The 23255-nt window shown below is 72.4% G+C and carries 17 protein-coding genes and 1 tRNA gene; 11 read left to right on the top strand and 7 right to left on the bottom strand.

Going from position 1 to position 23255, the window contains the following annotated elements; all coding sequences use genetic code 11:
* Positions 1-44 precede the first annotated feature (44 nt).
* From BM385_RS14285 to BM385_RS14275, 3 genes are all read left to right on the top strand, one after another.
* Positions 45-1709, top strand: coding sequence for a hypothetical protein (locus BM385_RS14285; RefSeq protein WP_254791557.1), 1665 nt, complete (start codon positions 45-47; stop codon positions 1707-1709).
* A complete protein-coding gene (locus tag BM385_RS14280) occupies positions 1706-2722 on the top strand; it encodes a hypothetical protein (RefSeq protein WP_093843265.1) in 1017 nt (338 codons plus the stop codon). Before BM385_RS14285 ends, BM385_RS14280 begins: the two co-directional genes overlap by 4 nt.
* 342 nt (positions 2723-3064) lie before the next feature.
* Positions 3065-3616, top strand: coding sequence for a type VII secretion system-associated protein (locus BM385_RS14275; RefSeq protein WP_237751301.1), 552 nt, complete (start codon positions 3065-3067; stop codon positions 3614-3616).
* Positions 3617-3685: 69 nt separating this feature from the next.
* On the opposite strand, the gene BM385_RS14270 is transcribed toward BM385_RS14275, so the two are convergent.
* Positions 3686-4999, bottom strand: a complete 1314-nt coding sequence (locus BM385_RS14270; protein ID WP_093843264.1) for an SDR family NAD(P)-dependent oxidoreductase — start codon at positions 4997-4999, stop codon at positions 3686-3688.
* Positions 5000-5067: 68 nt separating this feature from the next.
* On the opposite strand from BM385_RS14270, the gene BM385_RS14265 reads away from it, so the two are divergent.
* On the top strand, positions 5068-7509 hold the full coding sequence (locus tag BM385_RS14265) for a polysaccharide lyase family 8 super-sandwich domain-containing protein (RefSeq protein ID WP_093843263.1): 2442 nt from the start codon (positions 5068-5070) through the stop codon (positions 7507-7509).
* A gap of 5 nt (positions 7510-7514) precedes the next feature.
* Here BM385_RS14265 and BM385_RS14260 read toward each other — a convergent pair whose 3' ends face one another.
* Complete coding sequence (locus tag BM385_RS14260) at positions 7515-7922, bottom strand: hypothetical protein (protein ID WP_175542985.1); 408 nt, start codon at positions 7920-7922, stop codon at positions 7515-7517.
* Between the two features lie 108 nt (positions 7923-8030).
* Entirely contained in the window at positions 8031-8798 is a 768-nt protein-coding gene (locus BM385_RS14255; protein WP_093843262.1) for an IclR family transcriptional regulator, read from the bottom strand.
* Between the two features lie 127 nt (positions 8799-8925).
* Here BM385_RS14255 and BM385_RS14250 point away from each other — a divergent pair, with 127 nt between their 5' ends.
* From BM385_RS14250 to BM385_RS14225, 6 genes are all read left to right on the top strand, one after another.
* Positions 8926-9696 (top strand): SDR family oxidoreductase, encoded by a 771-nt coding sequence (locus tag BM385_RS14250; RefSeq protein ID WP_019433959.1) that lies wholly within the window; start codon positions 8926-8928, stop codon positions 9694-9696.
* A gap of 17 nt (positions 9697-9713) precedes the next feature.
* Complete coding sequence (locus tag BM385_RS14245) at positions 9714-10757, top strand: L-idonate 5-dehydrogenase (protein ID WP_019433960.1); 1044 nt, start codon at positions 9714-9716, stop codon at positions 10755-10757.
* 161 nt (positions 10758-10918) lie between these two features.
* The gene (locus BM385_RS14240) at positions 10919-11533 is read left to right on the top strand and encodes a Crp/Fnr family transcriptional regulator (RefSeq protein WP_093843341.1); all 615 of its coding nucleotides are present in this window, start codon (positions 10919-10921) and stop codon (positions 11531-11533) included.
* 153 nt (positions 11534-11686) lie between these two features.
* Positions 11687-12538, top strand: coding sequence for a hypothetical protein (locus BM385_RS14235; RefSeq protein ID WP_019433962.1), 852 nt, complete (start codon positions 11687-11689; stop codon positions 12536-12538).
* Positions 12535-14481: a hypothetical protein gene (locus tag BM385_RS14230; protein ID WP_093843261.1), complete on the top strand. Its 1947-nt coding sequence runs from the start codon at positions 12535-12537 to the stop codon at positions 14479-14481. The genes BM385_RS14235 and BM385_RS14230 overlap by 4 nt, the downstream gene beginning before the upstream one ends.
* A complete protein-coding gene (locus tag BM385_RS14225; protein WP_093843260.1) occupies positions 14478-15326 on the top strand; it encodes a hypothetical protein in 849 nt (282 codons plus the stop codon). Before BM385_RS14230 ends, BM385_RS14225 begins: the two co-directional genes overlap by 4 nt.
* 418 nt (positions 15327-15744) lie before the next feature.
* Here the strand turns inward: BM385_RS14225 and BM385_RS14220 are convergent.
* The 3 genes from BM385_RS14220 to BM385_RS14205 all read right to left on the bottom strand — a co-directional run bounded on the left by BM385_RS14220 (position 15745) and on the right by BM385_RS14205 (position 18920).
* Positions 15745-15818 (bottom strand) — tRNA-Thr (locus BM385_RS14220).
* Between the two features lie 230 nt (positions 15819-16048).
* A complete protein-coding gene (locus BM385_RS14210) occupies positions 16049-17665 on the bottom strand; it encodes an alpha/beta hydrolase (protein WP_093843259.1) in 1617 nt (538 codons plus the stop codon).
* A gap of 52 nt (positions 17666-17717) precedes the next feature.
* Complete coding sequence (locus tag BM385_RS14205; RefSeq protein WP_093843258.1) at positions 17718-18920, bottom strand: DNA polymerase III subunit delta'; 1203 nt, start codon at positions 18918-18920, stop codon at positions 17718-17720.
* 149 nt (positions 18921-19069) lie between these two features.
* Here BM385_RS14205 and BM385_RS14200 point away from each other — a divergent pair, with 149 nt between their 5' ends.
* The gene (locus BM385_RS14200; RefSeq protein ID WP_093843257.1) at positions 19070-20101 is read left to right on the top strand and encodes a choice-of-anchor P family protein; all 1032 of its coding nucleotides are present in this window, start codon (positions 19070-19072) and stop codon (positions 20099-20101) included.
* Between the two features lie 97 nt (positions 20102-20198).
* Here BM385_RS14200 and tmk read toward each other — a convergent pair whose 3' ends face one another.
* Positions 20199-23129 (bottom strand): dTMP kinase, encoded by a 2931-nt coding sequence (gene tmk / locus BM385_RS14195; protein ID WP_175542984.1) that lies wholly within the window; start codon positions 23127-23129, stop codon positions 20199-20201.
* Between the last annotated feature and the right edge of the window lie 126 nt (positions 23130-23255).

Genomic DNA, 23255 nt, shown 5'->3' with positions numbered 1-23255 from the left:
TCGTCGGCCTCTCCAGCCTCGTCGGTCTCCAGGGCTGGGACGCGATGAAAGCCTCCTGGAACGGCCTCGGCCAACTCGTCGTCGGCCTCAGCATCACCATCAACCCCCTCGGCCACTACGCCGTCGACCTCATGCCCGACGGCACCGTCAAAAACTGGCTCACCGACGCCCAGGACCTCACCATCGAAACCGCCAAGGGCCTCATCGCCTGGGACACCTGGAGCGAGGACCCCGCCCGCGCCGCCGGCCTCACCACCTTCAACGTCCTCACCACAGTGGCCACCTTCGGCGCCGGCGCCGGCGTCCGCGCAGCCGCGAGCGGAGCGAGCACCGCCACCCGCATCGCCGCCACGACCGCCCGCATCGGCACCGCCATCGACGTCCCCGGCCACATCGTCACCGGCCTTACCCAGCTCAACCGCCTCAGCCAGATCACCGACGACCTCGCACGCCTCACCGCCGCCAAAGGCTTCGACCTCCCCGACGGCACCACCCAACTCCCCAACGGCACCGTCGTCCACCCCGGCCGCCCCTACGAAATCGACCCACCCCACCAAGCCACCCGGAAACCCGACGGAACCCTCCTTCTCCCCGACGGCAGAACCCTCCACCCCGACGGCCGTCTCACCTCCCCCACCGGCGACACCCTCCAAACCCCCGACCAGATCCCCGCCGAACTCTCCGCCCGGGACCGCACCATCCTCGACAACACCACCCACGACCCCGTCGCGGTCGGCGCCACCCAGAAACCCGACCTCAACGCCCAGGCCGGGAGGGACGGTTCCTCTGCCGGCGCCACGGCTCAGGCCAACCCCTATGAGAACGGTGGCATGAGCCGCGACCTCCGGGGGGAGCACGGACACTCGGGAGAGGACTACAGCGGTCACTCCACAGAGCGCCCGGCCGCCGATCAGCACCATGGTGGTGGCGGTGACACCGGAGGTGACGCCAACGGTCACGGACACAGTTACGGAGGAGGCGGCGGCGGGCCGGACGGCCGGTCTCCCTCGGACCCCTCCGGAGGCTCATCGGAGGGCCCGGGACAGCCCATGGTTCGCGGAGGAGATGAGGAGCAGAGAGTCCGGGAGGCGATCAAGGGCATCCCTGGCAAGCAGCGACCCAAGCCCAACGTCTTGAAAAGGGTACTGGACAGGCTCGGCACGGAACCGGACGGGCAACGACTCGCCGAGATCATCGGTTCCGGGGCTTTCAACCAGAGCGACGAATACGGGCAGGTGGTGTCGGCACTGGGCGCCAACAAGACAGCGATGTTCCAGCCCAGTGCCGACCAGCTCATCTTCGCCGATGATCTCGTCAAGAGCGGCGTTCCCCCGCACGCCATCGACTTCGAGCAGAAATTCCCGGTCGGTGCCGACATGGACGTTCGCATCGTGGACGAAACCGGTGACGTCTACGCATATCAGATGAAGCACCTCAACAATCCCCTGGATCCGGTGAGTGAGATCACGCGGGGAAAATATCTGCTTCAGCTGGCCAAATCCGAAGCCGACCACCAGATATTGCTGGTGGACGGAGGGCGAGGCACACTGGCGGAGTGGATGGCCAACGGCTCCTACGATGCTCTCATGGATATCCACCGAGGCGACCGAGGACCGAAAGGTCAAGGCATCACCTTTGTCATCCGCCTCGAGGATGGGAATCTCGTCATTCCACCCGGAAGCAAGCTCGACCCCAAGGACATGCTGTGATCACCTCGAACCCTGTTGGCGACTGGACCTGGGAAGTCGATTCGGACGCGGCAGAGACCCAGCCGGATCGCGCAGCAGAGGTCGCGGTAGACATCTGGAATATCCTGGCCGGGAAAGAATTGGCGGTCCCCACTGGAAAGGTCAGCTTTTCGGCACGTGCCATGGGTGACAACCAGCACGCACTGGTCGATGTCACCGGCCTGCCCCTGGAGCCGAACCCTTTGTCTCCCGGTACGGCGCTCTCGCACGCCGTGCTCGAGGCCGGGTCCCTCTCGGGCGATCTCCTCGTGAGCGTGCGCATCGAGTGCCCGGGATACTGGCTGGAAGCAGGAGTGAAACACCTCGCGCAGAAACTGTTCGTCGTACAGGTGGACCTCTGGAAACGACGCCTGCTCGTCGCGACCCTGGAAACGTACTCCGACGCCTGGCTGACCATGGACACCCGTGACCGGCCGCAACCCGAAGTTCACGCGGAGAACGCGCCCCGCCTGGCCGCTTCCCTGGAAGGGATCTCAGCGCTGCTCGGCACTGCTCCGACACCGGGCGACCCGAACCGCCACGCCACGCCCACCCGACAGGGATTCGAGGACCCGAGGACCGAGGGATTCGCCTACGACGACTCCTGGGGAACATTCGAGGTTCCTGCTCGCTCGCGGTTGATCCGCTCCCGCCTGCCTCCGTCCGATGACGAGTACCCGGACACGACAGACCAGCCGGTCCGCTATGTCACCATCAGCCGTGGTGGGCAGACGCTGGGCTACCTCTGGGCCTCCACCGGCGACGAGGCCGCGGGCTTCGAACCCAGAACAGCCGCCGGCGAAGCGGCATTCGAGGCGGGCGCAGCATGGCTGCTCCACCTGCGAGCCGCCCACGCCCGAGGACTCGGTTCGCTTGACGCGCTGGTATGGGCCATCCAGAATCCACCACGCCAGGAGGCCGGCTCGGCCGTCGAGCAGAAGCCGCACCAAGCCCCGACGCTGGACGCACTCGAAGAACTGTCAGGCCGGTATTGACCGCGGGAGCACCCAAGAGGTCTTCCGGCCTCTTCACTCACCGGCGGATGCGCATGCGTCCGGCACGTCTCTCTCCCCCCACCGCACTGGCACCCTCTCGTTCGACGCTTCAGCGATTGACTCGTCAAACCCGACCCGAACGGCCAAGATCCCCGAGGCCCGACGTGTCGGATGAGGTGGAGATTCTTTACGACCAGGAGATCACCTTGGTGTCCCCGGACGGGGACCGCCGAGGGCGACTCCTGGCAGAGTTCTCGGGCACCGACTACGCGGTTCGCATCACCTATGGATCAGCGTGGACCGGCAAGAGGCCGCCCATCGTCAACGCAGGAGCGCAGGGCAATGACCGAACCCCACCCGGCATTGCCGCCGGTGTCCGACGCGCTACGCGCGCAGGCCGCGAAGTCGCCGGGATCCTGGATCTATGCCATCGACCCCCACTTCGACCCATCCGGCAGGGTCCCGCCATTCGGCATCATCGGCGCCTGGAAAGCCGACGACAACGGACAACTGACGGAGGAGTTCCGCCCCAACCCGCGATACCGCCCTTCTCCGCAGGCCCGAGGCATGAAGGCTCCCACGGACCGGCTCGAAGCCGCGATCCAGCTCGCGGCCACGGGATACATCTCCGACGGTGACATGCAGGCCGCCCTCCTGGGGTCCGTTGTCTACACCGCCCCGGACTCCCCCGGACTCCGGAGCACCGAGCCCTTCACCGTCGCCATCTACACCAGCCCGGTGCACGCACCCAGTGATGTCCCGGAAGTCCAGCGCGTCCTGTTCCGGGACGTCCTCACGGGTCTGCCGGATCACGCCGTCGTGAAGCTGAATCCCCAGAGCCCCGTATCCGCCGAAGTAGCCGTCACCGATATCCGGCGGACACCGGAATCGTGACGTGGAACCCCGCCCCGCCCGGCTCGTGACCCGGTGGCCGCCGGCTCCCGGAGCCCGGCGGGGCCCCGGCTACCAGTCCGCCTCCCGGTAGTCCTTCAGGAACACCCCCGCCACCGGGTCGCCCGCCTCGCCGCGCAGGATCGGGTCGTACACCCGGGCCGCCCCGTCCACCACGTCCAGTGGGGTGCGGAACCCGACCCCGGCCGTCCACGCCTTGCGCGGCTCCGGGTTCTCGTCCGTGATCCAGCCGGTGTCCACCGCGCTCATGTAAACGCCGCTCCTGGCGAGTTCCGGCCCACTGGTGCGGGTGAGCATGTTCAGGGCGGCCTTGGCCATGTTGGTGTGCGGATGCCGCGCGGTCTTGTTCCGGGCCGTGAAGCGGCCCTCCACCGCCGATACATTGACGACGTACCGGCGCGGCCGCGGCGAGGCCAGCAGCAGGGGCAGCAGCCGGTCGCACAGCAGCAGCGGGGCGAGGGCGTTGACCAGGTACGTCTCCAGGACCTCGGCTCCGTCCAGCTCGCCGAGCCGCACCGACCAGGAGTTGACGGGCGCCCGGTCCGGCAGCAGCCCCGCCACGTCCACCTCCGCCAGCACGCCGGCCGGGAGGGCGGCCGGAGCCGCGCCGGTGAACCCCGGTGCCGTCAGGGCCCGTCCCTCGCGGTACGGCGGCTGCTCGCCGGCCGCCAGCAGGGCGTACGCCTCGGGCGGGCGCCGTATCGTCTGCGCCGCGTTGTTGATCAGGATGTCCAGCGCGCGCCCCTCGGCCAGCAACTGGTCGCACCACCCCGCGACCTGCCGCGGGTCGCGCAGATCGATCCCGACCACCGTGAGCCGGCCGAACCACGCGTCGCTGCCCGGCACAGCCCGGAACCGGCGCAGCGTGTCCGCCGGAAACCGGCTGGTCACCAGCAGTTCGGCCCCGTCCCGCAGCAGCATCAGCGCGAGCTGGAACCCGATCTTCACCCGGCCGCCGGTGAGCAGCGCCCGCCGGCCGCGCAGATCGGTGCCAAGACCGCGCCGCCGCAGATGGTCGGCGGCGCAGCCGGGGCAGAGCCGGTGGTAGAAGGTGTGCACGTCCTGGTAGAGCACCTTGCACACGTAGCACCGCCGCGGAGCGGACCAGCGTCCCACCGTGCCGGTGCCGCGCTCCGCCAGCGGGGCGTCCTCGGGCCGGCCGTCGGCGCCGGTCGCGGTCCGTTCCTGGACGCGGGCGTCGGCCGCCCGCGCCCCGGCCCGCCGGTCCCTGCTCCGCCGGCGTCTTGCCTCCCGGACGAAGGAGCCGGCCGCCCGCTCGGCCCGCAGCCGTACCGGATCGTCCTCGGGCAGGGCCCGCAGCCGCGCGATGGCCGCCTCGAACGCGGCCAGTTCGTTCTCCCCCATGCACTCCCCCTGTGCAACATCCCCGTCCTACCGGATCATAGGCACCGGCACCCGACCTGGAGTGGCCCATGCAGCTCTCGCGCCGCACCCTGCTGATGACGCTGGCCCTGGCCGCGTCCGCGCGCCCCGGCACGGCGGTCGCCGCGGACCGGGCCGGGCCCGCGACCGTACGCGCCAACGCCGTCGCCCTGTTCGCCGGCACCCCCGCGTCCCGTGCCCGCCCGGAGACGGCCGCCCGGCTGGCCGCGATCGCCGCCACCGCCCGTACCCACCTCGCCGCGCTGGACGCGGCCGGCCCCGGCGAACTCTTCCGCGGCCTCCCCCTCGGCGCCAGCGACCCGAACCTGAACACCACCTACCGCAACCTGTACGAGATCGCCCTCGCCACCCGGCTCACCGGCGACACCGCCACCGCCCACCGGGTCGTCGACGCGCTCGAAGAGCTGCACGCCACGTACTACGGCGACCAGGAACGCGGCTACTACGGCAACTGGTTCACCTGGGAGATCGGCATCGCGGCCAGTGTCAGCAAGACGCTGGTGCTGCTCGGGGACGAACTCGCCGCGTACCGCCCCGGCCTGACGGCGACCTACCTGGCCTCGATGGACGCGTACCTGCGCAACGGCAAGGACGGTGACGTCGACCTCGGCTCCCGCTTCCACACCGGCGCCAACCTCGCCGACATCACCACCAACCGCGTCCTCCAGGGCGCGGCCACCGGCGACGACGCCCGCATCGCCAAGGCGGTGGCCGACCAGCTCACCGTGTACGCGACGGTGGAGGAGGGCGACGGCTTCCACGCCGACGGCTCGTTCATCCAACACGAATCGGTGGCGTACACCGGCGCGTACGGCAAGAACCTCCTCACCCGCGCCGTCCAGACCATCCAGCTGCTGCGCGGCACGGCGTACACCGACACCACCGCGCTCACCTCGGTCGTCCAGGACTGGGTGGTACGCGGTTTCGCCCCGGTGATCTTCGAGGGCTGGATGATGGAGATCGTCAAGGGCCGCACGGTCTCCCGGCCGGCGACCGGCTACGCGGACGTCTCCGCCGTGGCCGAGGCCGTCACCGACGTGGCCGATACGACCGCGCTCCGGGGCTACCTCAAGTATCTGCACGAGACGTCGAAGTCCCCGCCCGATCCGGCGACGTTCGTCTCACCGCTGACCATCGTCCGGTACGCGGACATCCTGGCCGACGCCTCCGTCCCGGCGGCCGACCTGGCGGGCACGACGGCGCACGCCGCGTTCCCCGCCATGGACCGCACCGTCCACCGGCGGCCGGGCTGGGCCTTCGCGCTCGCGCGCAGCTCGGAGCGGATCAGCACGTACGAGTACATGAACGGCGAGAACCTCACACCCTGGTTCCAGGGCGACGGCGCGCACTACCTCTACCTCGGCGGCCAGGACCAGCGCCTCGCCCACGGCGTGGACTACTTCACCACGGTCTCCCCGTACCACCTGGCCGGCGTCACCGTCCCCGTCGAAACCCGCCGCACCGTCCCGGAACTGTACGGCTCCACCTGGTACGACAACCCGGCGGCCGGCTTCACCGCCTCCTCCGAGGCCCAGAACCGGTACGTCTACTTCCCGCTCGCCACCAACACCCACTCCGGCGGGGCCCGCCTGGACACCTACGGCACGGCCGCCCTCGTCCTGGGCGACGACGCCGCCCACGCCGCCAGGGACGAACTCCCCGGTGACTTCGTGACGTACGCCAACGCCCGCGCCACCAAGTCCTGGTTCCTGCTCGACGACGAGGTCGTCGTCCTCACCGCCGGCATCACCGACCCCGCCGGCCGCGCGCTGACGACCACCCTCGACACCCGCATCGCCGATCCCGCCGACCCGGTCACGGTGACCGGCCGCCTCCCCGACGGCACCCCGTGGGCCGGCAGTGGCTCTCCCGACTGGCTCCGCTACGAAGCGTCCGGCCACTCGGTGGGCTATGTCTTCCTCACCCCGGCGAACCCGGTGGTCACCCTCGAAACCGTCACCCACAGCCGCCGCCGCATCCGCACCGCCAACGCCGATACCCCGGTGAGCAAGCGGGTCTTCTCCCTCACCGTCCACCACCCGGCGCGCTCGGCGCCCCGGTCCCTGGCGCACGCCCTGGTGCCGCACGCCACCGAGGCCCAGCTCGCCACGTACACCGACGGCCCCCTCACCGTCCTGGCCAACACCCCCCGCCTGCAGGCCATCGCTCACCACGGCCTCTCCCTGCTGGCGGCCAACACCTTCGCCCCCGGCCCGCACCGCGTCGCGGACCTGACGATCGAGGGACCGGCCTCGGTCGTCCTCCGCCGGGACGGCGACGGCCTGCTCCGGGTGGCGGTGGCGGATCCGACCGCGTCCCGCGACACCGTGACCGTCCTGTTCCGCGGCCACCGCCTCGGCGTCGTCTCGGCGGACGAGGGTGTGCGCGTGGCACAGCTCGCCACCGGGACTCGTCTCCGGGCCGACACCCGTCGGCTGAATGGCCGGAGCGTGACGGCGACCTTGCGCTGAGCGCACTAGGCGGAGGCAGGCCGCGATCCGTAGTGCGCGAAGATCCCCGTGAGCTGGTCGGACCAGAACGCGAGTTTCTGCTCGGCGGAAGCCCCCTTCGGGAGAAGATCCATCTCCGTTGCGAGGGCGTAGAAGCCGGTCCCGGGGTCGTTGCTGTTCCCGTAGACGACCACCGCCGACAGCATCTTCCGCGCCTGGGGATAGGTGGACTCCACGACGCGGTAGAGCAGGTGGCCCAGTGCTGCCCGCTCGTCCGGGCGATGGAAGTCGAAACCCGCGAGGCCCGTGCGTTCGGCCAGTTCCCTGTTGAGCGTGGTGTAGTCGGTGAGCTTCCCGTCAGCGGCGCACTCCGTCAGGAATTCCCGCCCGGCCACGGTGAGGGCTTCCCATGTCTCCTCGTCCCGGTTGTACATGCGCGTGGTCCCCTTCCTGCCCCTCGTCTCTGCCCATGGCAGTCTCGCAGAGCCAACCCCCCATCGACACCGTGTGACCACGCGAAGGGGCGCTACATCGTTCCGCGTTCAGCGGGCGGGCAGCCGGATGCCGAGTTCGGTGGCCGCCTCGCCGAGCAGGGGTACCAGGGCGACCAGGTCGTCGAGGCTGCGGCGGAAGGCCGGGGCGGCGGTGGAGAGGCAGGCGAGCGCGGTGCCGTCCGGGCGCAGGATCGGTACGGCCACGGCGCGCAGGCCGGCGTGGTGTTCCTCGTCGGCGGTGGCGTAGCCGCGGTCGGCGGCGCGCAGGACGTCCTCGCGCAGCCGGGCGCGGTCGGTGATGCTGTTCGGGCCGTACGGGGTGAGGTCGACGCGTTCCAGCAGGTCGGCGCGTACGTCCTCGGGGGCGAAGGCGATGAGGATCTTGCCCATCGAGGTGCAGTGCAGCGGGCCGTGCCGGCCGGGTTCGCTGCGCACGCCGACCGGCAGCGGGCCGTCCACGTAGTGCACGTACAGGTGGCGGGTGCCGTCGAGGACGGACATGAGGGTGGCTTCCTCGGTCCGCTCCGTCACGCGCCGCATGACGGGGAGGGCGGTGCCGGCGAACCCGTACGCCTGGCCCGCCTGCTGGCCGAGCTGGAAGAGGCGCAGGCCGGGTTTGTAGCGCTTGCCGGCGGTCTCGAAGTCCACCAGGCCCTCGCGGCACAGCGCGTTGACCAGCCGGTGCGCCGTGCTGACCGGGACGCCGCTCGCCCGGGACAGTTCGGAGAGCGTGATGCCGTGCGGGTGCTCGCCGACCAGGACGAGGAGCCGGATCGCCCGGCCGACGACGTCGGACGGCACTTCGGTGCTGCTCACCCCAGGAAATTACCACTGGCCGGAATTGCTTCCCGTTCCTCGCTTGACAGCGCTCACCGCCGGCGCCGACGATGTTTTCCAGTCAGTAGATGTTCTTTCCACTCAGTGGAAAGGTGAGAGGATCTTCATGAGCCACCCCCTGTTCGACGTCACCGGCAAGGTGGCCCTGGTCACCGGATCGAGCCGCGGCATCGGCCGGGCGCTGGCCACCGGGCTGCTGGAGGCCGGCTGCACGGTCGTCCTCAACGGCCGCGACGCCGCCACCCTGGAGGCCACCCGCGCGGAACTGGCCGGTACGTACGGGGACGCCGTCCTCGCCGAGCCCTTCGACGTCACCGACTCCGCCGCCGTCGCCACCGCCGTCGCCCGGATCGAGGAGCGGGCCGGCGCGATCGACATCCTGGTGAACAACACCGGCGCCCAGCGCCGCGCCCCCTTCACCGACTTCACCGACGAGGACTGGCAGGGCCTGCTCGACACCAACCTCACCAGCGCCTTCCTCGTCGGCCGCGAGGTCGCCCGGCGCATGGTGCCCCGGGGGCAGGGCAAGATCATCAACATCTGCTCGCTGCAGAGCGAGGCCGTCCGCCCGGGCATCGCCCCCTACTCGGCCACCAAGGGCGGCCTGAAGATGCTCACCAAGGGCATGTGCGCCGACCTCGGCCCGTCCGGCATCCAGGTCAACGGCATCGGCCCCGGCTACTTCGACACCGAACTGACCTCCGCGCTGGTCGCGGACGAGGAGTTCAGCGCCTGGGTCCGCAAGCGCACCCCGGCCGGCCGCTGGGGGCAGACCCAGGACCTGGTCGGCGCCCTGCTCTTCCTCGCCTCCCCCGCCTCCGACTTCGTCAACGGGCAACTGCTGTACGTCGACGGCGGCATGCTCTCCGTCCTGTAACCCCTCCGGAGCCACCCATGCACCCCACCACCGTCCGCGCCTGCACCGTGCACGGCGCCGGCGATCTGCGGATCGAGGAACGCACCACCCCCGGGCCCGGCCCCGGCGAGATCGCCGTCGCCATCGCGCTCGGCGGGATCTGCGGCTCGGACCTGCACTACTACCACCAAGGCCGCGTCGGCGACTTCGCCGTGCGCGAGCCGATGGTGCTCGGCCACGAGGTGGTGGGCCACGTGGCGGCGCTCGGCCCCACCACCACCGGCCCGGCGGTCGGCACCCCGGTCGCGATCCACCCCGCCACCCCCTGCGGCAGTTGCCCCGAGTGCGCCGCCGACCGCCGCAACATCTGCGGCCACACCCGCTACCTCGGCAGCGCCGCACATCTGCCGCACGTCCAGGGCGGGTTCGCCCAGCGCGTCAACGTACCCGCGGCCCAGCTCCGTCCGCTGCCGCCGCGCCTCGCGCTGGACCGCGCCGTACTGGCCGAACCCCTCTCCGTCGCACTGCACGCCGTCAACCGGGCCGGCGACGTCCGGGGCAAGCGCGTCCTGGTCACCGGCGCGGGCCCCATCGGCTGCCTCGTCGTCGCGGCCCTGCGCCACCGCGGCGCCGCCGAGATCGTGGCCTCCGACCTGGTGGACGAACCCCTGCGCATCGCCGCGGCGGTGGGCGCCACCGCCACCGTCCGGGCCGACCACCCCGACGACCCGGCCTGGTCCGCCCCGTTCGACATCACGATCGAAGCCTCCGGCGCCCCGGCCGGCCTGCGCACCTGCGTGGAACGCACCCGCCGCGGCGGCACCGTCGTCCTGCTGGGCCTGCTGCCACCGGGCGAGATCGGCCTGCTGGGCAACGTCACGGTCACCCGCGAACTCGACCTGCGCGGCGCCTTCCGCTTCGACACCGAATTCGACGAAGCCCTGACCCTCCTGGCCACCGGCCTCCCCGTCGGTCCGGTCGTCACCCACACCTTCCCCCTGGACCGCGCGACGGAAGCCTTCACCCTCGCCGGCGACCGCACGACGGCCTCCAAGGTGCTGCTGGACCTGTCCGGTACCTGACCGGCGGGATCCGCCGGTTTCGATCCGGCGGTCGCGGCGCATGCTCTCCGGGTCGGGCCGCGCAGGCATGACGGGGGTGCCGCACCGGATACCACCCGTTCGCGCCCGGCCGGGGAAGTGCCACCTGGGGCGGGGAGGGTACGACGGTGCGGTCGGATCAGATGGCGGAGATCTTGGCCCGGCAGGGCACACAACGGCTTTATGCGGCCGGGGACGTGATGCTGAGCCAGGGATCGCGCGGCACGTATCTGCTGGTGCTCACCACCGGTCTGGCCAAGGTTGTCCAGCACCGGCGGGACGGAACCGTCCTGTGGCTGGCCTTCCGCGGGCCCGGCGAGTTGCTGGGCGAGGTCTCGGTCCTCAGCCGGGGACACCAGCTGCGCGGCGCGGATGTCGTCGCCGTCACCCCCTGCGTCACGCGTGTCCTGGACGCGCACCGGTTCCGGAAGTTCGTCGAGGAGAACGACCTCCACGCCGACCTGCTCGACCGGGCGCTGGAGAGAACCCGCGAATCCGACGAGTACCGCGCCGAGCTGGTCACCCTGCCGGTCCCGGCCCGGCTCGCCCGTACCCTGCGGCGACTGTCCACCCTCGCCCGCAGCCGGCAGCTGACCGGGCTCACCCAGGAAGAACTCGCGCAGGCCGTCGGCGCGTCCCGCAACAGCGTGACCGAGGCGCTGCAGGACCTGCGCGAGGTCGGCGCGGTGGCGACCGCACGCAAAGTGATCAGCGTCGTCGACACCCGCGTCCTGGACGAGTGGGCGGATCGCTCCTGACCCGCGGTGACGGCGGCCGGTACGGCCACCAGGCGTGTGAGCGCCCTCACCGTGCGAGTGCCCAGTAGCGGGCAGAACGGCGCGCGGCCCGGCGGAAGGATCGGCGACGCCCGATACGGGGCACCCCGATTCTCAGGAGAGGCACGCACCTCCATGTCCACCCCCATCCCCACCTCCATCCCCGAACCCAACGCCGAGAGCCGCGCGCTGCCCGGCTACCGCGCGCTGCTCGCCGTCGACGCCAAGGACTTCACCGGACTGGCTTCCATCCAGCACTCGGCGGTCAGCATGGTGATCCCCGAACTGGTCGACCGCGCGCTCACCGAAGCCGGCCTGACCGAACTGAGGGACGCCAAGAGCTTCCCCGCCAACACGGGCGACGGCATCGTCTTCGGCTTCGACCCCGGCTATCTGCCGTTCGTCGTCTTCCCCTTCCTCCGCGTCCTCGACGGTCTCCTCGGCCGGCACAACGGCCAGTACGTCACCGCACGCCTGCGGCTGCGCGCCAGTGTGCACGTGGGCCCGCTGTCCGAGCCCGACGGGAACGGCACCGCCCGCAACGACACCCACCGGCTGCTCGACTCCCGCCCGGTGAAGGCGATCCTCGCCACCCCGGGCACCGAACGGGCCACGCATCTGGCGGCCATCGTCTCCGACCGGGTCTACGAGGACGTGGTCCTGGGCGGCTACACCGGCCTGCGCCCCGAGCACTTCATCGAGGTCCCGGCCACCGTGCCGGGGAAGCCCTTCGCCCAGCGGGCCTGGCTGTACATCCCGTCCCCGTCCGGCCACCTGCTGCGCAACGGCATCATCGCCGCCATCGAGGAACCGGAGGCCGCGCCGGACGCCGGGGAGGACGCGGCCCGGCCGGCCGTTCCCGAGGCTCCCCCGTCGCAACAGCCGGGCGCGGGCCACACGCAGCGCGTCGGGCAGGGCAACGCGGTCATCGGCAATGTGACCGGGGGCATCTCCAGCAACTTCGGCGTACCGGGGACCGCGCAGTGAGCGAGCACCCCGAGCCGGAGCCCGGCCGGACCGGCGACCACCAGCGGGTCGATCAGGGCGCCGCCGTGCACGGCAATGTGCAGGGCGACGTGAACCTCACGTTCGGCACCGCCACCAGGGTCGTCAAACCCCGCTTCCGCGAGGGCCCGTACCCCGCGGAGGACATCTCCGAGCGGTTGCACGCCTTCGTCGAACCCCCGTCGTGCGCCGACGCCCGCGCCGTACTGGACCGGCGCCGGGTGCTGTTGCTCATCGGCGCCGCCGGTTCCGGCGCCGGCACCGCGGCGTTCGCCCTGCTCCGCGACCGGATCACCGGCGACGGCCGCATCATCGGCCTCGATCCGAGCCGCGACCTGGCCGAGCTGAACCCCTCGGACGGCAGCGGGTATCTGCTGCGCGGTGTGAACGCGGAATCCGCCGAGGCGCTGACGGACGTGGCGCTGGCCGCCCTCCACGAGCGGCTCCGCGCGGCCGGCGCCCACCTGGTCGTCATCGTCAACCCGGCGCTGCGCCTGGCCTCCACGACCGCCCGCTGGCAGGTGATCCACACACCTCCGCACCCGGCGGAGGTGGCCCGCGCCCGTCTCGGGACGATGGGCCTGACCGAGGAGCAGCTGTCCCTCGCCCTGGCTGCTCTGGGCGATCCCCAGGTCAAGGCCCATCTGGAGACCAGCCGGGAACCGGCCGTCGGCACCGAGGTGGCCGAGGAGCTGCGCCACATCGCCCTGGGTACCAAGGAACTGCACGAGGCGCTGGGCGGCCTCACCCGTACCGCCGCCGACCACGCCGCCCAGACACTGCGCGCCGTGCGCGCGGACGGCGACGCCCTGGCCCTGGCCACCTCGATCGCGCTGCTGGAACGCCACGACCGGACCGTGATCGCCCGCTGCGCGGCCGGCCTGCGGCCCCTGCTCGACCGTTCCGCTCTCGGCCGGGAACCGGAGGCGACAGCCGCACCCGAGACGGACGTGCTGGGCGACGACTTCACCACCCGCCTGCGGAAGGTCAACGCCCATCCGCTGCCGCGTGTCGTCGACAGCAGCAGTCACCACTGGTTCCGCTACTGGATCGAACCGATCGCCTTCCAGCGCCGGCACCAGGCCAATGCCGTCCTCAGCCGGCTCTGGCTGGACTACGACGGCATCGCCCACGCGGTGCTGACCTGGCTGCGGAGAGACTCCACGCGATACTCCCCCGGCATCGACTACACGGCGGGTCTGGCCATCGGCCGGGTACTGCGCCAGGCCACCGGGCCCGAGGTACTGCGGCAACTGCGGCACCTGGCCGAGTCACCCGATCGCTGGCGACGCCGGCTGGTGGCGTACGCGCTGAACGAGGCCGCGCAGGACGGGTTGCTGGCCGGAGCCGTCCGCGACCAGATGTCGCGGTGGAGCCGATACGCGAACGAGCATCTGCGCGCGACCGTGGCCGAGACGTGCGGCGGCGGCTTCGGCCTGATCCGGCCGGAGCGGACGCTGTCCCTGCTGGACCGGGTGCTGTACGGCTCGGCCCCGACCAGCGTACGGACCGGTGTCTCGCTCTCCCTGGCCGTCCTGCTCACGGAATCGGCGAACACGGGACTCGTCTTCGACACCTTCACCGACTGGATCGCCCGGCCGGAGGACACCGGCCAGCACTCGTACGCGCTGGGGGCCATCCCGGGACTGATCGCGGACTTCCTCCAGTTGGACGTCGACGATCCGGGGCCGCTGCTGCCCCTGGTGCGCGAGGCCCTGAACAACGCCCAGGCCAGGGAGTCCGTCGTACAGGCACTCCTGCGGGCCGAGGAATCCCCCAACCCCCGCATCCGGGCCCGGGCCACCGCCCTCATCACCGCCCTGGCCGCCGACGCGGGGCGGCAGCGCGGTGTACGTACCCTGCTCGTCGCCCGTCTCCACCGGCGCGCCCGGTCCGAGAACCTCGCAGAAGGAGCCGCCGCATGAGCGCGCCACTGGTGGAACCGCTGACCACGTCGGCGTTCCGTTCCGTCCTGCAACTCCGCTGCCCCGCCAATGCCAGACCCGACCGGGCCCTGGTGCTGATCGCCCAGGACGGCACGGCCCTGGTCGGGGTCCCGCCCGGGGAGTGGGGCGGGTTCGACTATCCGCAGCCGAAGGCGCTGCAGGTGCTGGGCAGTAGCTACGCGCGATCCGGGTGGGTCTCGCTCGCCGAACGGCCGGACTGGGTGGACGTGGCCGCACCGGACGGCGGCACGGGTCCGCGGCCGGCGTTCCGGTACTCGGTGAGCTGGCAGGTGAGCGACCCGGTCATGGTCGTGTACCACCAGATCACCGCGGCCGAGGTACCTCTCCGGATCGCCCGCCACATAGCGGAGAACGGCATGGGCTCCGGCGGGCTGCATCTCGTACCCGACGCCGGGATCATGTACCGCGTCCTCCAGCAGCCGGCGACCGACCCCACCGGCGTCCGCGCGGCACCGCCCCTGCCGTCCTCGTGGGACAGCGGGATGCTCAACGCCTTCCAGTTCTTCCGCGAGCTGATCAGCGACGACCCGCGCGGCCTGGCGGCGATGTGGCTGCTGTACCACCCGCAGGACGCGAAGGAGGTGCTGGAGTGGACGGTGGCGAACCGGTCACTCCTCCAGCCACCGGAGAAGCCGGCCGCACCCGAGCCCGCACCCGACAGCTGGGAACGATCACTCGCGGTCGCCCTGCGCGACCTGACCCCGGCCGACCGCGCCTTCGTCGGCGTCAATGTGGCCAGGCTGCTGAACGACCTCGGCATCCCGGAAGCCCAGGAAACCCTGGCCAAGGTCCAAGGTCACTGACGAGCCGCCCGAAGAACATCGAATCCTTGGCATGCACGCCGGCGGGACGTCCGGCCCGGACGCCATGGCGCCGCTTCCGCTCAAATCATCCGAAGGAGTGACCAGTCAGGTAAACCCGGGCTTGGCGGGGAGAACTTGCCAGGGCGGCTCCCAAATGAACTGCCTTGCCATTCCCGCCGCGTACCCGGCACCACTGCCCTCTCACGAAGGAGTGTGTTCTCATGAGCGGTTCTGTCATCGACGTCATCGCCATTCGAGAAACGCCGAGGTCATCGTAGGTCTTTCCCGGTCTCTCGTCCCCAGATTGGACCCAGAACGGGCCCTCTGGGCGGCGTGAGCGACCCGCAGCTGACGGATGCCGGGGTCATGAACACGGAAAAGCCCAGGTCACAGGAGATGTGACCTGGGCTCCCGGGTGAGCCGCCTAAGGGAATCGAACCCTTGACCTACGCATTACGAGTGCGTCGCTCTGGCCGACTGAGCTAAGGCGGCGGGTGGTGCGTGATGAGTCTACATGGGGGTGGGGGGTGGGGTCACACCGCGGCGGGGGCGGCGGTGGAGGAGGTCGTCCGTGGCTGCGCGGAGGGCTCGCAGGTGGCGGGCCCAGCGGTTGCAGTCGCGGCACTGGCTTAAGTGGGCGTCCAGTTCGGTGTCCGTCACGCCCGCAGGGAGGGGTTCGCCCTCCGTGCGGGCCGAGATCGCGGGCCGGAAGCCCGCGCAGGCTATGGGCAAGAAGCACCTTCCTCGGGAGTCGTGTTGGCCAGAAGGTAGTCGTTCACCACCGTGTCGACACAGCTGTCGCTGCCGTACGCGCCGTGGCCGTCGCCGTCGTAGGTCAGCAGGATGCCGGACTGGAGCTGGTCCGCCAGGCCCTCCGCCCAGGCGAACGGGGTGGCCGGGTCGCGGGTGGTGCCGATCACCAGGATCGGGTCGGCGCCGGCCGCCGGGATCGTCAGCGGGGTGCCGCTGGGCTCCACCGGCCACACGCCGCACAGCAGGGTGGCCCAGGCGAAGTCACGGCCGAAGGTCGGGGACGCCTCCTCGTAGTCCGGGAGCTGGGCCAGGACCTCCTCGGGCGTGGTGGTCGCGGCCGGGCTGTCCAGGCAGCTGATCGCCGGGAAGGCGAACATCGTGGTGCCGTACGAGCCGTCGGGCTCGCGCTCGTTGTACGCGTCGGCCAGTGCCAGCAGCGGCGCGCCGTCGCCGTCGTCCATGGCGGCGGTCAGGGCCAGCCGCAGCTCGGACCACAGGGACTCGCTGTAGAGCGCCATCGCCACGCCGGTGGTGGCCAGCGATTCGGTCAGCGGGCGGTCCTGGCCGGTCTCCAGGGGGGTCGCGTCGAGCTCCGCGAAGAAGGCGAGGAGGTTGGCCGAGGCGTCGTCGCCGCCCTCGGGGCCCAGCGGGCAGGAGCGGCGGGAGGCGCAGTCGGCGGCGAAGGAGCGGAACGCCGTCTCGAACCCGCCCGCCTGTTCGCGGTCCAGGTCCAGGGTGGACAGCCGCGGGTCCACCGCGGCGTCGAGCACCAGGTGGCCGACCCGCTGCGGGAAGAGGCCGGCGTACACCGCGCCCAGCTTGGTGCCGTAGGAGAAGCCCACGTAGTGCAGGCGCTCGTCGCCGAGGACCGAGCGCAGCACGTCCATGTCGCGGGCCGACTCGATGGTGGAGATGTGCTCCAGCAGCCGCCCGGAGTTGGCCTGGCAGCCGGCCGCGAACTCCTCGTGCGCGGTCAGCAGCGCCTGCATCTCCTCTTCGTCGTCCGGCGTGCGGTCCACCTGGGTGGTGGCGTCCATCTCGGGGCCGGTCAGGCACTCGATGGGCTCGCTGCCGCCGGTGCCGCGGGCGTCCAGGCCCACCATGTCGTACTGCTCGCGCACCTCGGCCGGGAAGATGTAGTTCGCCGCGTCCTGCGCGAACTCCACCGCCGAGGCGCCGGGGCCGCCGGGGTTCATCAGGAGGGCGCCGAGCCGGTCGGCCCCGCCGGCCCGGGCGCGGGTGACGGTGAGCTGGATGTCGTCGGCCGGGTCGACGCTCTCGTAGTCGAGCGGAACGGTGAGCATCGCGCACTGGAAGCCGGGGACGCCGGGGCAGCCGCGCCAGGTCAGCTCCTGCTCGTAGTACGGCTGGAGGTCCGCCGGGATCTCCTCGGGCAGCGGGTCGAGCACCGGGGCGTCGGCGGCGGAGCCGCCGTCGGCGCCCTCCGGGCCGCCGCCGCCCGGCTCGTCGCCGGCCGACGGGGAGGGGCTGGGGCGCTCCTCGGTGCGGGTCTCGGCGGAGCAGGCCGCGGTCAGCAGCAGGGCGCCGGCCGTCAGCAGGGGTAGAGAGCGGGCGAATCGGGTCATGTCAGGCCCCCGTGGCGTGTCCTTGATCGCGTGATCCCTGGAGCGTATCCGCTCATCGCAGGGCCACCGTCATCGCCTCCACCGCGAGGAGCGGGGAAACATTGCGATCGAGTGCCGTACGGCAGGCCAGGATCGCCTCCATCCGCCGCAGGGTGTGTTCCGGGGTGCTGGCCGCCGCCACCCGCTCCACGGCCGGCGCGCTCTCCCCGCCGGCCAGCGCCACGGCCGTGCCCAGCTGGCGGGCCAGGACATCGCGGTAGAAGCCGGTCAGCTCGGTGAGCGCCAGGTCCAGGGTGTCCCGCTGGGTGCGGGTGGCGCGGCGCTTCTGGCGGTCCTCCAGGTCCTTCATGACGCCGGCCGTGCCGCGCGGCAGCCGTTTGCCCTCGGCCGCACCGAGGGCGGCCCGCAGCTCCTCGGTCTCCTTCTCGTCCCGCTCGCCGGCCAGCTGCTTGGCGTCCTCGGCGGCGGCGTCCACCAACTCCTGCGCGGCGCGCAGCGCACCGCCGAGGTCGCTCACCCGCTCGGGGATGCGCAGCACGGCGGCCCGCCGTTCCCTGGCCCGCTCGTCGGTGGCCAGCCGCCTGGCGCGGTCGATGTGCCCCTGGGTGGCCTGCGCGGCGGCGTGCGCGACCTCGGGGGCGACGCCGTCCCGCCGCATCAGGACGTCGGCCACCGCGGCCACCGGCGGGGTGCGCAGCGACAGGGTGCGGCAGCGCGAGCGGATGGTGGGCAGGACGTCCTCGGTGGAGGGCGCGCACAGCAGCCAGACGGTACGGGGGGCGGGCTCCTCGACCGCTTTCAGCAGGACGTTGCCGGCGCCTTCGGTCAGCCGGTCGGCGTCCTCCATGACGATGACCTGCCATCGGCCGCCGGCCGGGGAGAGCTGGGCGCGGCGGACCAGCTCCCGGGTCTCCTTGACGCCGATGGTGAGCAGGTCGGTGCGCAGCACCTCGACGTCCGCGTGGGTGCCGACCAGCGAGGTGTGGCAGCCGTCGCAGAAGCCGCAGCCCGGGGCTCCGCCCAGGGCGCGGTCCGGGCTCAGGCACTGGAGCGCGGCGGCGAAGGCGCGCGCCGCCGTGGCGCGGCCGGAGCCGGGCGGGCCGGTGAACAGCCAGGCGTGCGTCATCGAGGAGCCGGCCAGCCGCGGCTCCTGACCGGCTTCGATCGCCGTGACATACGCGTCGGCGTCCCGGGCCGCCGACGTCAGCTGCGCCGCGACCCGGTCCTGGCCCACCAGCTCGTCCCAGACCGTCATGCCCCACATTCTGCCGTCTCCCACTGACAGTCCATCCCGGGCGGCCTGCTGCGCCGATCGGTGGACTCCGTGTGAGGCGCATGGAATCCGCGATACCGATCATCACACTATGTGGTCATCGCGTCACGATGATAGGAGTGTCCCGCCCCATGCCCCGCACCGCAACCCTCCCGGCCCTCGCCGTGGCCACCGCCCTCGCCCTCGCCCTCCCCGGTCCCGCGCTCGCCGCCCCCACCGCCGACCCGGCCGGTTTCTCCGCCACCGGCTTCACCGCCGCCCTCGGCAACGGCATCGCCATCACCGAGGCCCACGCCGCCTACCCCAGCGGTCCCGTCCGGGCCGAGGTCTCCTCCGCCCGCTTCGCCTCCCTCGGCACCGTCGCCGGCATCCACGCCCGCGCCGGTGAGCGCAGCACCGGCGGGACCGCCGCCGAGGCCGGCGTCGCCGCCACCGAACTCGACCTGGCCGCCGCCGTCCTCAGCACCGGCGTGGTGACCGCGCGCTGCGCCAGCGAGGACGAGTCCGACCCGACCGCCCGGGTACGCGTCCACGACGTCCTGCTCACCGTCGACGGCAGTACGCGCCTCGGCTTCAGCGCCAACCCGGCGCCGGGCACCACCGTCCAGCTGCCCGGCGGCCTCGGCCAGGTCGTCCTCAACGAACAGCTCCCCGGCCCGGACGGCTCCCTCACCGTCAACGCCCTGCGCCTCAGCCTCACCGAGGCCGCCGGGGACCTGGCGGGCGACGTGGTCATCGGCTCCGTCACCTGCCCCTCGCTGGTGCCGGCCGAGGAGCCGCCCGCCGAGGAGGACCCGGTCGAGGAGGAGCCCGCCGAGGAACCGGCCGAGGAAGAGGACGGGACCGCCGCGGAAGAAGGGGTCCTCATCTCGGTCGCCGAGGACGCGGGCGCCGGGCACGGTGTCAAGGACGTGGTCTTCGAGGTCGTCGACGAACGCGGCGCCCTGATCGACGCCTGCACCACCGACGCCAGCGGACGCTGCGGGGTCGCCTTCGCGCCCCAGGAGCACCGCACGTACTACGCCTGCGTGGCCACCACCCCCGCCGGCTACGGCATGCCCGCCCCCGACGAGGTCTGCGACGGCCCGTACCGGATCGCCCCCGGCGACGAGGTCACCATCCACGAGCCGTTCCCGCTGCTGCCCGCGCCCGGCGACCAGTAACGGCCGGCACCCCCACACCCGACGGAAACGGCGCTCCCGGAGTTCCCGGAAGCGCCGTTTCGGCGGTCGGCTCAGCGGCTCAGTGGGCCCCGTGGGCTCAGCGGCTTCTGCCGCCCTTGCCCCCCTTGCCCTCGTCCCGCTCGTCGTCGTCGCGGTGCGGGCCGAGCAGTTCGTCCGCCAGCGTCGGCACGTCGTCCAGCGGGGTCTCCTCCGCCCACGCGGGCCGCGACCGGCGCTTCGGCTCCTCGTCCCCGCCCTCGTCCGTCACCTTCGGGATGGGCCGGGTCTCGCCGACGTCGCCCGCCACGGGCAGCACCGTCGTCTCGTCGTCGGCCGTGCCGGGGTACGAGTTCGGGATCTGCATCGTCTCGCTGTTGCTGCCGTCGTCCGCGTCGCCGACCTGCGGGATCTGCACCGTCTCGCTGTTGTCGGCCTTCTCCAGACGCGCCCGCTCGGCCGCCAGCAGCGCCTCCTCGGCCTTGCGCTGCACCTCACGGCGCCGCTCCTCGGCCTGCGCCCGCAGCCGCGCCTCCTCCTCGGCCTCCCGGCGGCGGCGCTCCTCCTCGGCCTGCCGCAGCCGCTCCTCGGCCTCCCGCCGCCGGCGCTCCTCCTCGGCCAGCCGGCGGGCCTCCTCGGCGACCCGCCGCGCTTCCTCGGCCTTGCGCCGCTCCTCGGCCAGCCGGGCCTCCTCGGCCTCGCGTGCCTTGCGCTCCTCCTCCTCGGCCCGCAGCCGCGCCAGCTCCTCCTGGCGCTCCCGCTCCAGGCGCTCTTCCTCCTCCTTGCGCCGGCGCTCTTCCTCCGCGCGCCGCCGCGCCTCCTCCTCGGCCTTGCGCCGGGCCTCCTCCTGCTCCCGCAGCTCCTTCTCCGAGAGCGGCAGCATCTGGTCGAGCCGGTGCCGCGCCGCCGTGGTGACCGACTCCGGGTCCTGCCCGGCGTCCACCACCAGATAGCGCGCCGGGTCGGCGGCGGCCAGCGCCAGGAACCCGGACCGCACCCGCTGGTGGAACTCACTCGGCTCCGACTCCAGCCGGTCCGGCGCCTCCGTGAACCGCTCCCGCGCCGTCTCCGGCGACACATCCAGCAGCACCGTCAGATGCGGCAGCAGACCGTCGGTCGCCCAGCGCGAGATCCGCGCCACCTCGGTGGCCGACAGATCGCGCCCGGCGCCCTGGTACGCCACGGCCGAGTCGATGTACCGGTCGGAGATCACCACCGCGCCGCGCTCCAGCGCCGGACGCACCACCGTCTCCACGTGCTCGGCCTTGTCCGCCGCGTACAGCAGCGCCTCGGCCCGGTGCGAGAGCCCGCCGGTCGACACGTCCAGCAGGATGGTGCGCAGCCGCTGGCCGACCGGTGTGGCGCCCGGCTCGCGGGTGACGACCACCTCGTGGCCCTTGCCGCGGATCCACTCGGCCAGCTTCTCCACCTGGGTGGTCTTGCCGGCGCCGTCACCGCCCTCGACCACGATGAAGAACCCGCCGTCGGCCGTGGCCGCCACCGGCTCCACCGAGCCGCCGCGCACCGCCGTCACCAGGTCGCGCCGCAGCGGCACCCCGCGCCGGTCGTCGGTACGGCCGAGCACCAGCGCGGCCACCGGCAGCAGCAGCGCCCCGATGATCATGAGGGTGTACGCCGCGCCCCCGTGGTCGATCACGAAGTCGCCGCGCTCCACCCGGTGCGGCCCGATCAGCGCCGCCACCAGGGGGGCCACCAGCACCCCGAGGCCGATCGCGACCCGGACCACGGCGTGCAGGTGCTGCGTCAGCCGGGGCCGCCGGAACTCCTCGGTCTCCTGGTCCAGCAGAACGTGCCCGGTGGCCGCCGCGACACCGGCCGCGACGCCGGTGACCGCCGTCGTGAACAGCACCGTCGCCGGGTCGGCGATCATCCCGACCCCGAACAGGCCGAGCCCGCCGACCGCGAGCGCCAGCGCGAAGATCCGCCGCCGCGACAGCGCGGGCAGCACCGCGCCCGACCAGCGCACCCCGGCCGCGACACCGCCGGTCAGCCCCAGGACGAGCAGGCCGTACGAGACCGGGCCGCCGCCGAACTCCAGCACCCGCAGGACGCCCAGCGCGACCGCCGCGGCGACCGCCGCCGCCAGCGCGGCGCACCCCAGCACCAGCACCGGGATGGCGCCGGTACGCCCCCGGTCCGGGGTGGTGCCGGCCGCCGGCCGGCGCAGCCCCTCCAGCGGGGACACCGGGCGGCGCGCGTCACCGGCCGGGAGCTTCAGGAAGTAGAGCACCGAGATCGAGGCGGCGAAGAACCCGGCCGCCACGTAGGAGGCGAGCGCCGCCTGGTGCACACCGAACCAGTCGATGCCGGTGGCGAGCAGATTGCTGACCAGGGTGACGGCCACCAGCACCGCGGCGGCGGCGGGCACGGACAGGAACGCGGTGCGCAGCCACAGCCGGCGCAGCGCCTCGCCGTGGTCGGGCAGCGGCCGGACAGCGGCGCCCTCCGGCGGCGGAGGCGGCAGCAGCGCGGGGGCGACGCCGTCCTTGGCGAGGGTCCACACCCGCTCGGCGAGCCCGCTGACGCCCAGCGTGACCAGCAGGTAGATGTACGCGCTGTCCGGCACCCAGATGATCCACAGCGGGGCGACGATCAGCAGCGCGGCACGCAGCCCGTCCGCCCCGATCATCGTCCAGCGCCGGTCGAGCGAGCCGGCCGGGGCGAGCAGCTTCGCGATCGGGCCCAGCAGCAGCACGCCGCCGAGCACCCCGGCCGCCAGCCGTACGGTCAGCGCGAGGGTGATGGCGAGGGCCACACCCCGGTAGCCGCCGCCGAACAGCATCTCGCCGCCCGCGGTGACGTGGAAGGCCGCCTGCACGGACAGCAGGGTGACCACCAGCACGGCGAGGATGTCGCCGATACCGCCGGTGAACTGCGCCTCCCACAGGCGCCGCAGCTCGGGCACCCGCAGCAACGCCCGCCGGGCGCGCTCCCGGGAGTCCGCGGCGAGTGCCTCGTCGGTGGCGCCGCAGGTGGGGTCAACAACCGGGTGTTGCTCTGCTCGCGTCATTCGGCCAGCGTAACCGCCGTCACCGACACAAGCGTCAGCTACCCGAACATTTGCCCGGGGAACGAGCGCGGCAGCGCCGCCATGAGGCGGCCCGGCCGGGTGCCTTCCCACTCGCACACACCGGCC

It is taken from the genome of Streptomyces harbinensis (genome assembly GCF_900116145.1).
Taxonomy (GTDB): domain Bacteria; phylum Actinomycetota; class Actinomycetes; order Streptomycetales; family Streptomycetaceae; genus Streptomyces; species Streptomyces carpaticus.
The sequence above is the reverse complement of the archived record's forward strand: the minus strand, read 5'-3'. Positions and strand labels throughout refer to the sequence as shown.

What these genes read in the sequence shown, in the direction of transcription:
- BM385_RS14270 (WP_093843264.1), bottom strand. Translation starts at nt 4,999, where the DNA reads ATGGGGGAGAACGAACTGGCCGCGTTCGAGGCGGCCATCGCGCGGCTG.
- BM385_RS14210 (WP_093843259.1), bottom strand. Translation starts at nt 17,665, where the DNA reads ATGACCCGATTCGCCCGCTCTCTACCCCTGCTGACGGCCGGCGCCCTG.
- BM385_RS14250 (WP_019433959.1), top strand. Translation starts at nt 8,926, where the DNA reads ATGAGCCACCCCCTGTTCGACGTCACCGGCAAGGTGGCCCTGGTCACC.
- tmk (WP_175542984.1), bottom strand. Translation starts at nt 23,129, where the DNA reads ATGACGCGAGCAGAGCAACACCCGGTTGTTGACCCCACCTGCGGCGCC.
- BM385_RS14240 (WP_093843341.1), top strand. Translation starts at nt 10,919, where the DNA reads ATGGCGGAGATCTTGGCCCGGCAGGGCACACAACGGCTTTATGCGGCC.
- BM385_RS14200 (WP_093843257.1), top strand. Translation starts at nt 19,070, where the DNA reads ATGCCCCGCACCGCAACCCTCCCGGCCCTCGCCGTGGCCACCGCCCTC.
- BM385_RS14225 (WP_093843260.1), top strand. Translation starts at nt 14,478, where the DNA reads ATGAGCGCGCCACTGGTGGAACCGCTGACCACGTCGGCGTTCCGTTCC.
- BM385_RS14285 (WP_254791557.1), top strand. Translation starts at nt 45, where the DNA reads ATGAAAGCCTCCTGGAACGGCCTCGGCCAACTCGTCGTCGGCCTCAGC.
- BM385_RS14245 (WP_019433960.1), top strand. Translation starts at nt 9,714, where the DNA reads ATGCACCCCACCACCGTCCGCGCCTGCACCGTGCACGGCGCCGGCGAT.
- BM385_RS14275 (WP_237751301.1), top strand. Translation starts at nt 3,065, where the DNA reads ATGACCGAACCCCACCCGGCATTGCCGCCGGTGTCCGACGCGCTACGC.
- BM385_RS14235 (WP_019433962.1), top strand. Translation starts at nt 11,687, where the DNA reads ATGTCCACCCCCATCCCCACCTCCATCCCCGAACCCAACGCCGAGAGC.
- BM385_RS14260 (WP_175542985.1), bottom strand. Translation starts at nt 7,922, where the DNA reads ATGTACAACCGGGACGAGGAGACATGGGAAGCCCTCACCGTGGCCGGG.
- BM385_RS14205 (WP_093843258.1), bottom strand. Translation starts at nt 18,920, where the DNA reads ATGACGGTCTGGGACGAGCTGGTGGGCCAGGACCGGGTCGCGGCGCAG.
- BM385_RS14265 (WP_093843263.1), top strand. Translation starts at nt 5,068, where the DNA reads ATGCAGCTCTCGCGCCGCACCCTGCTGATGACGCTGGCCCTGGCCGCG.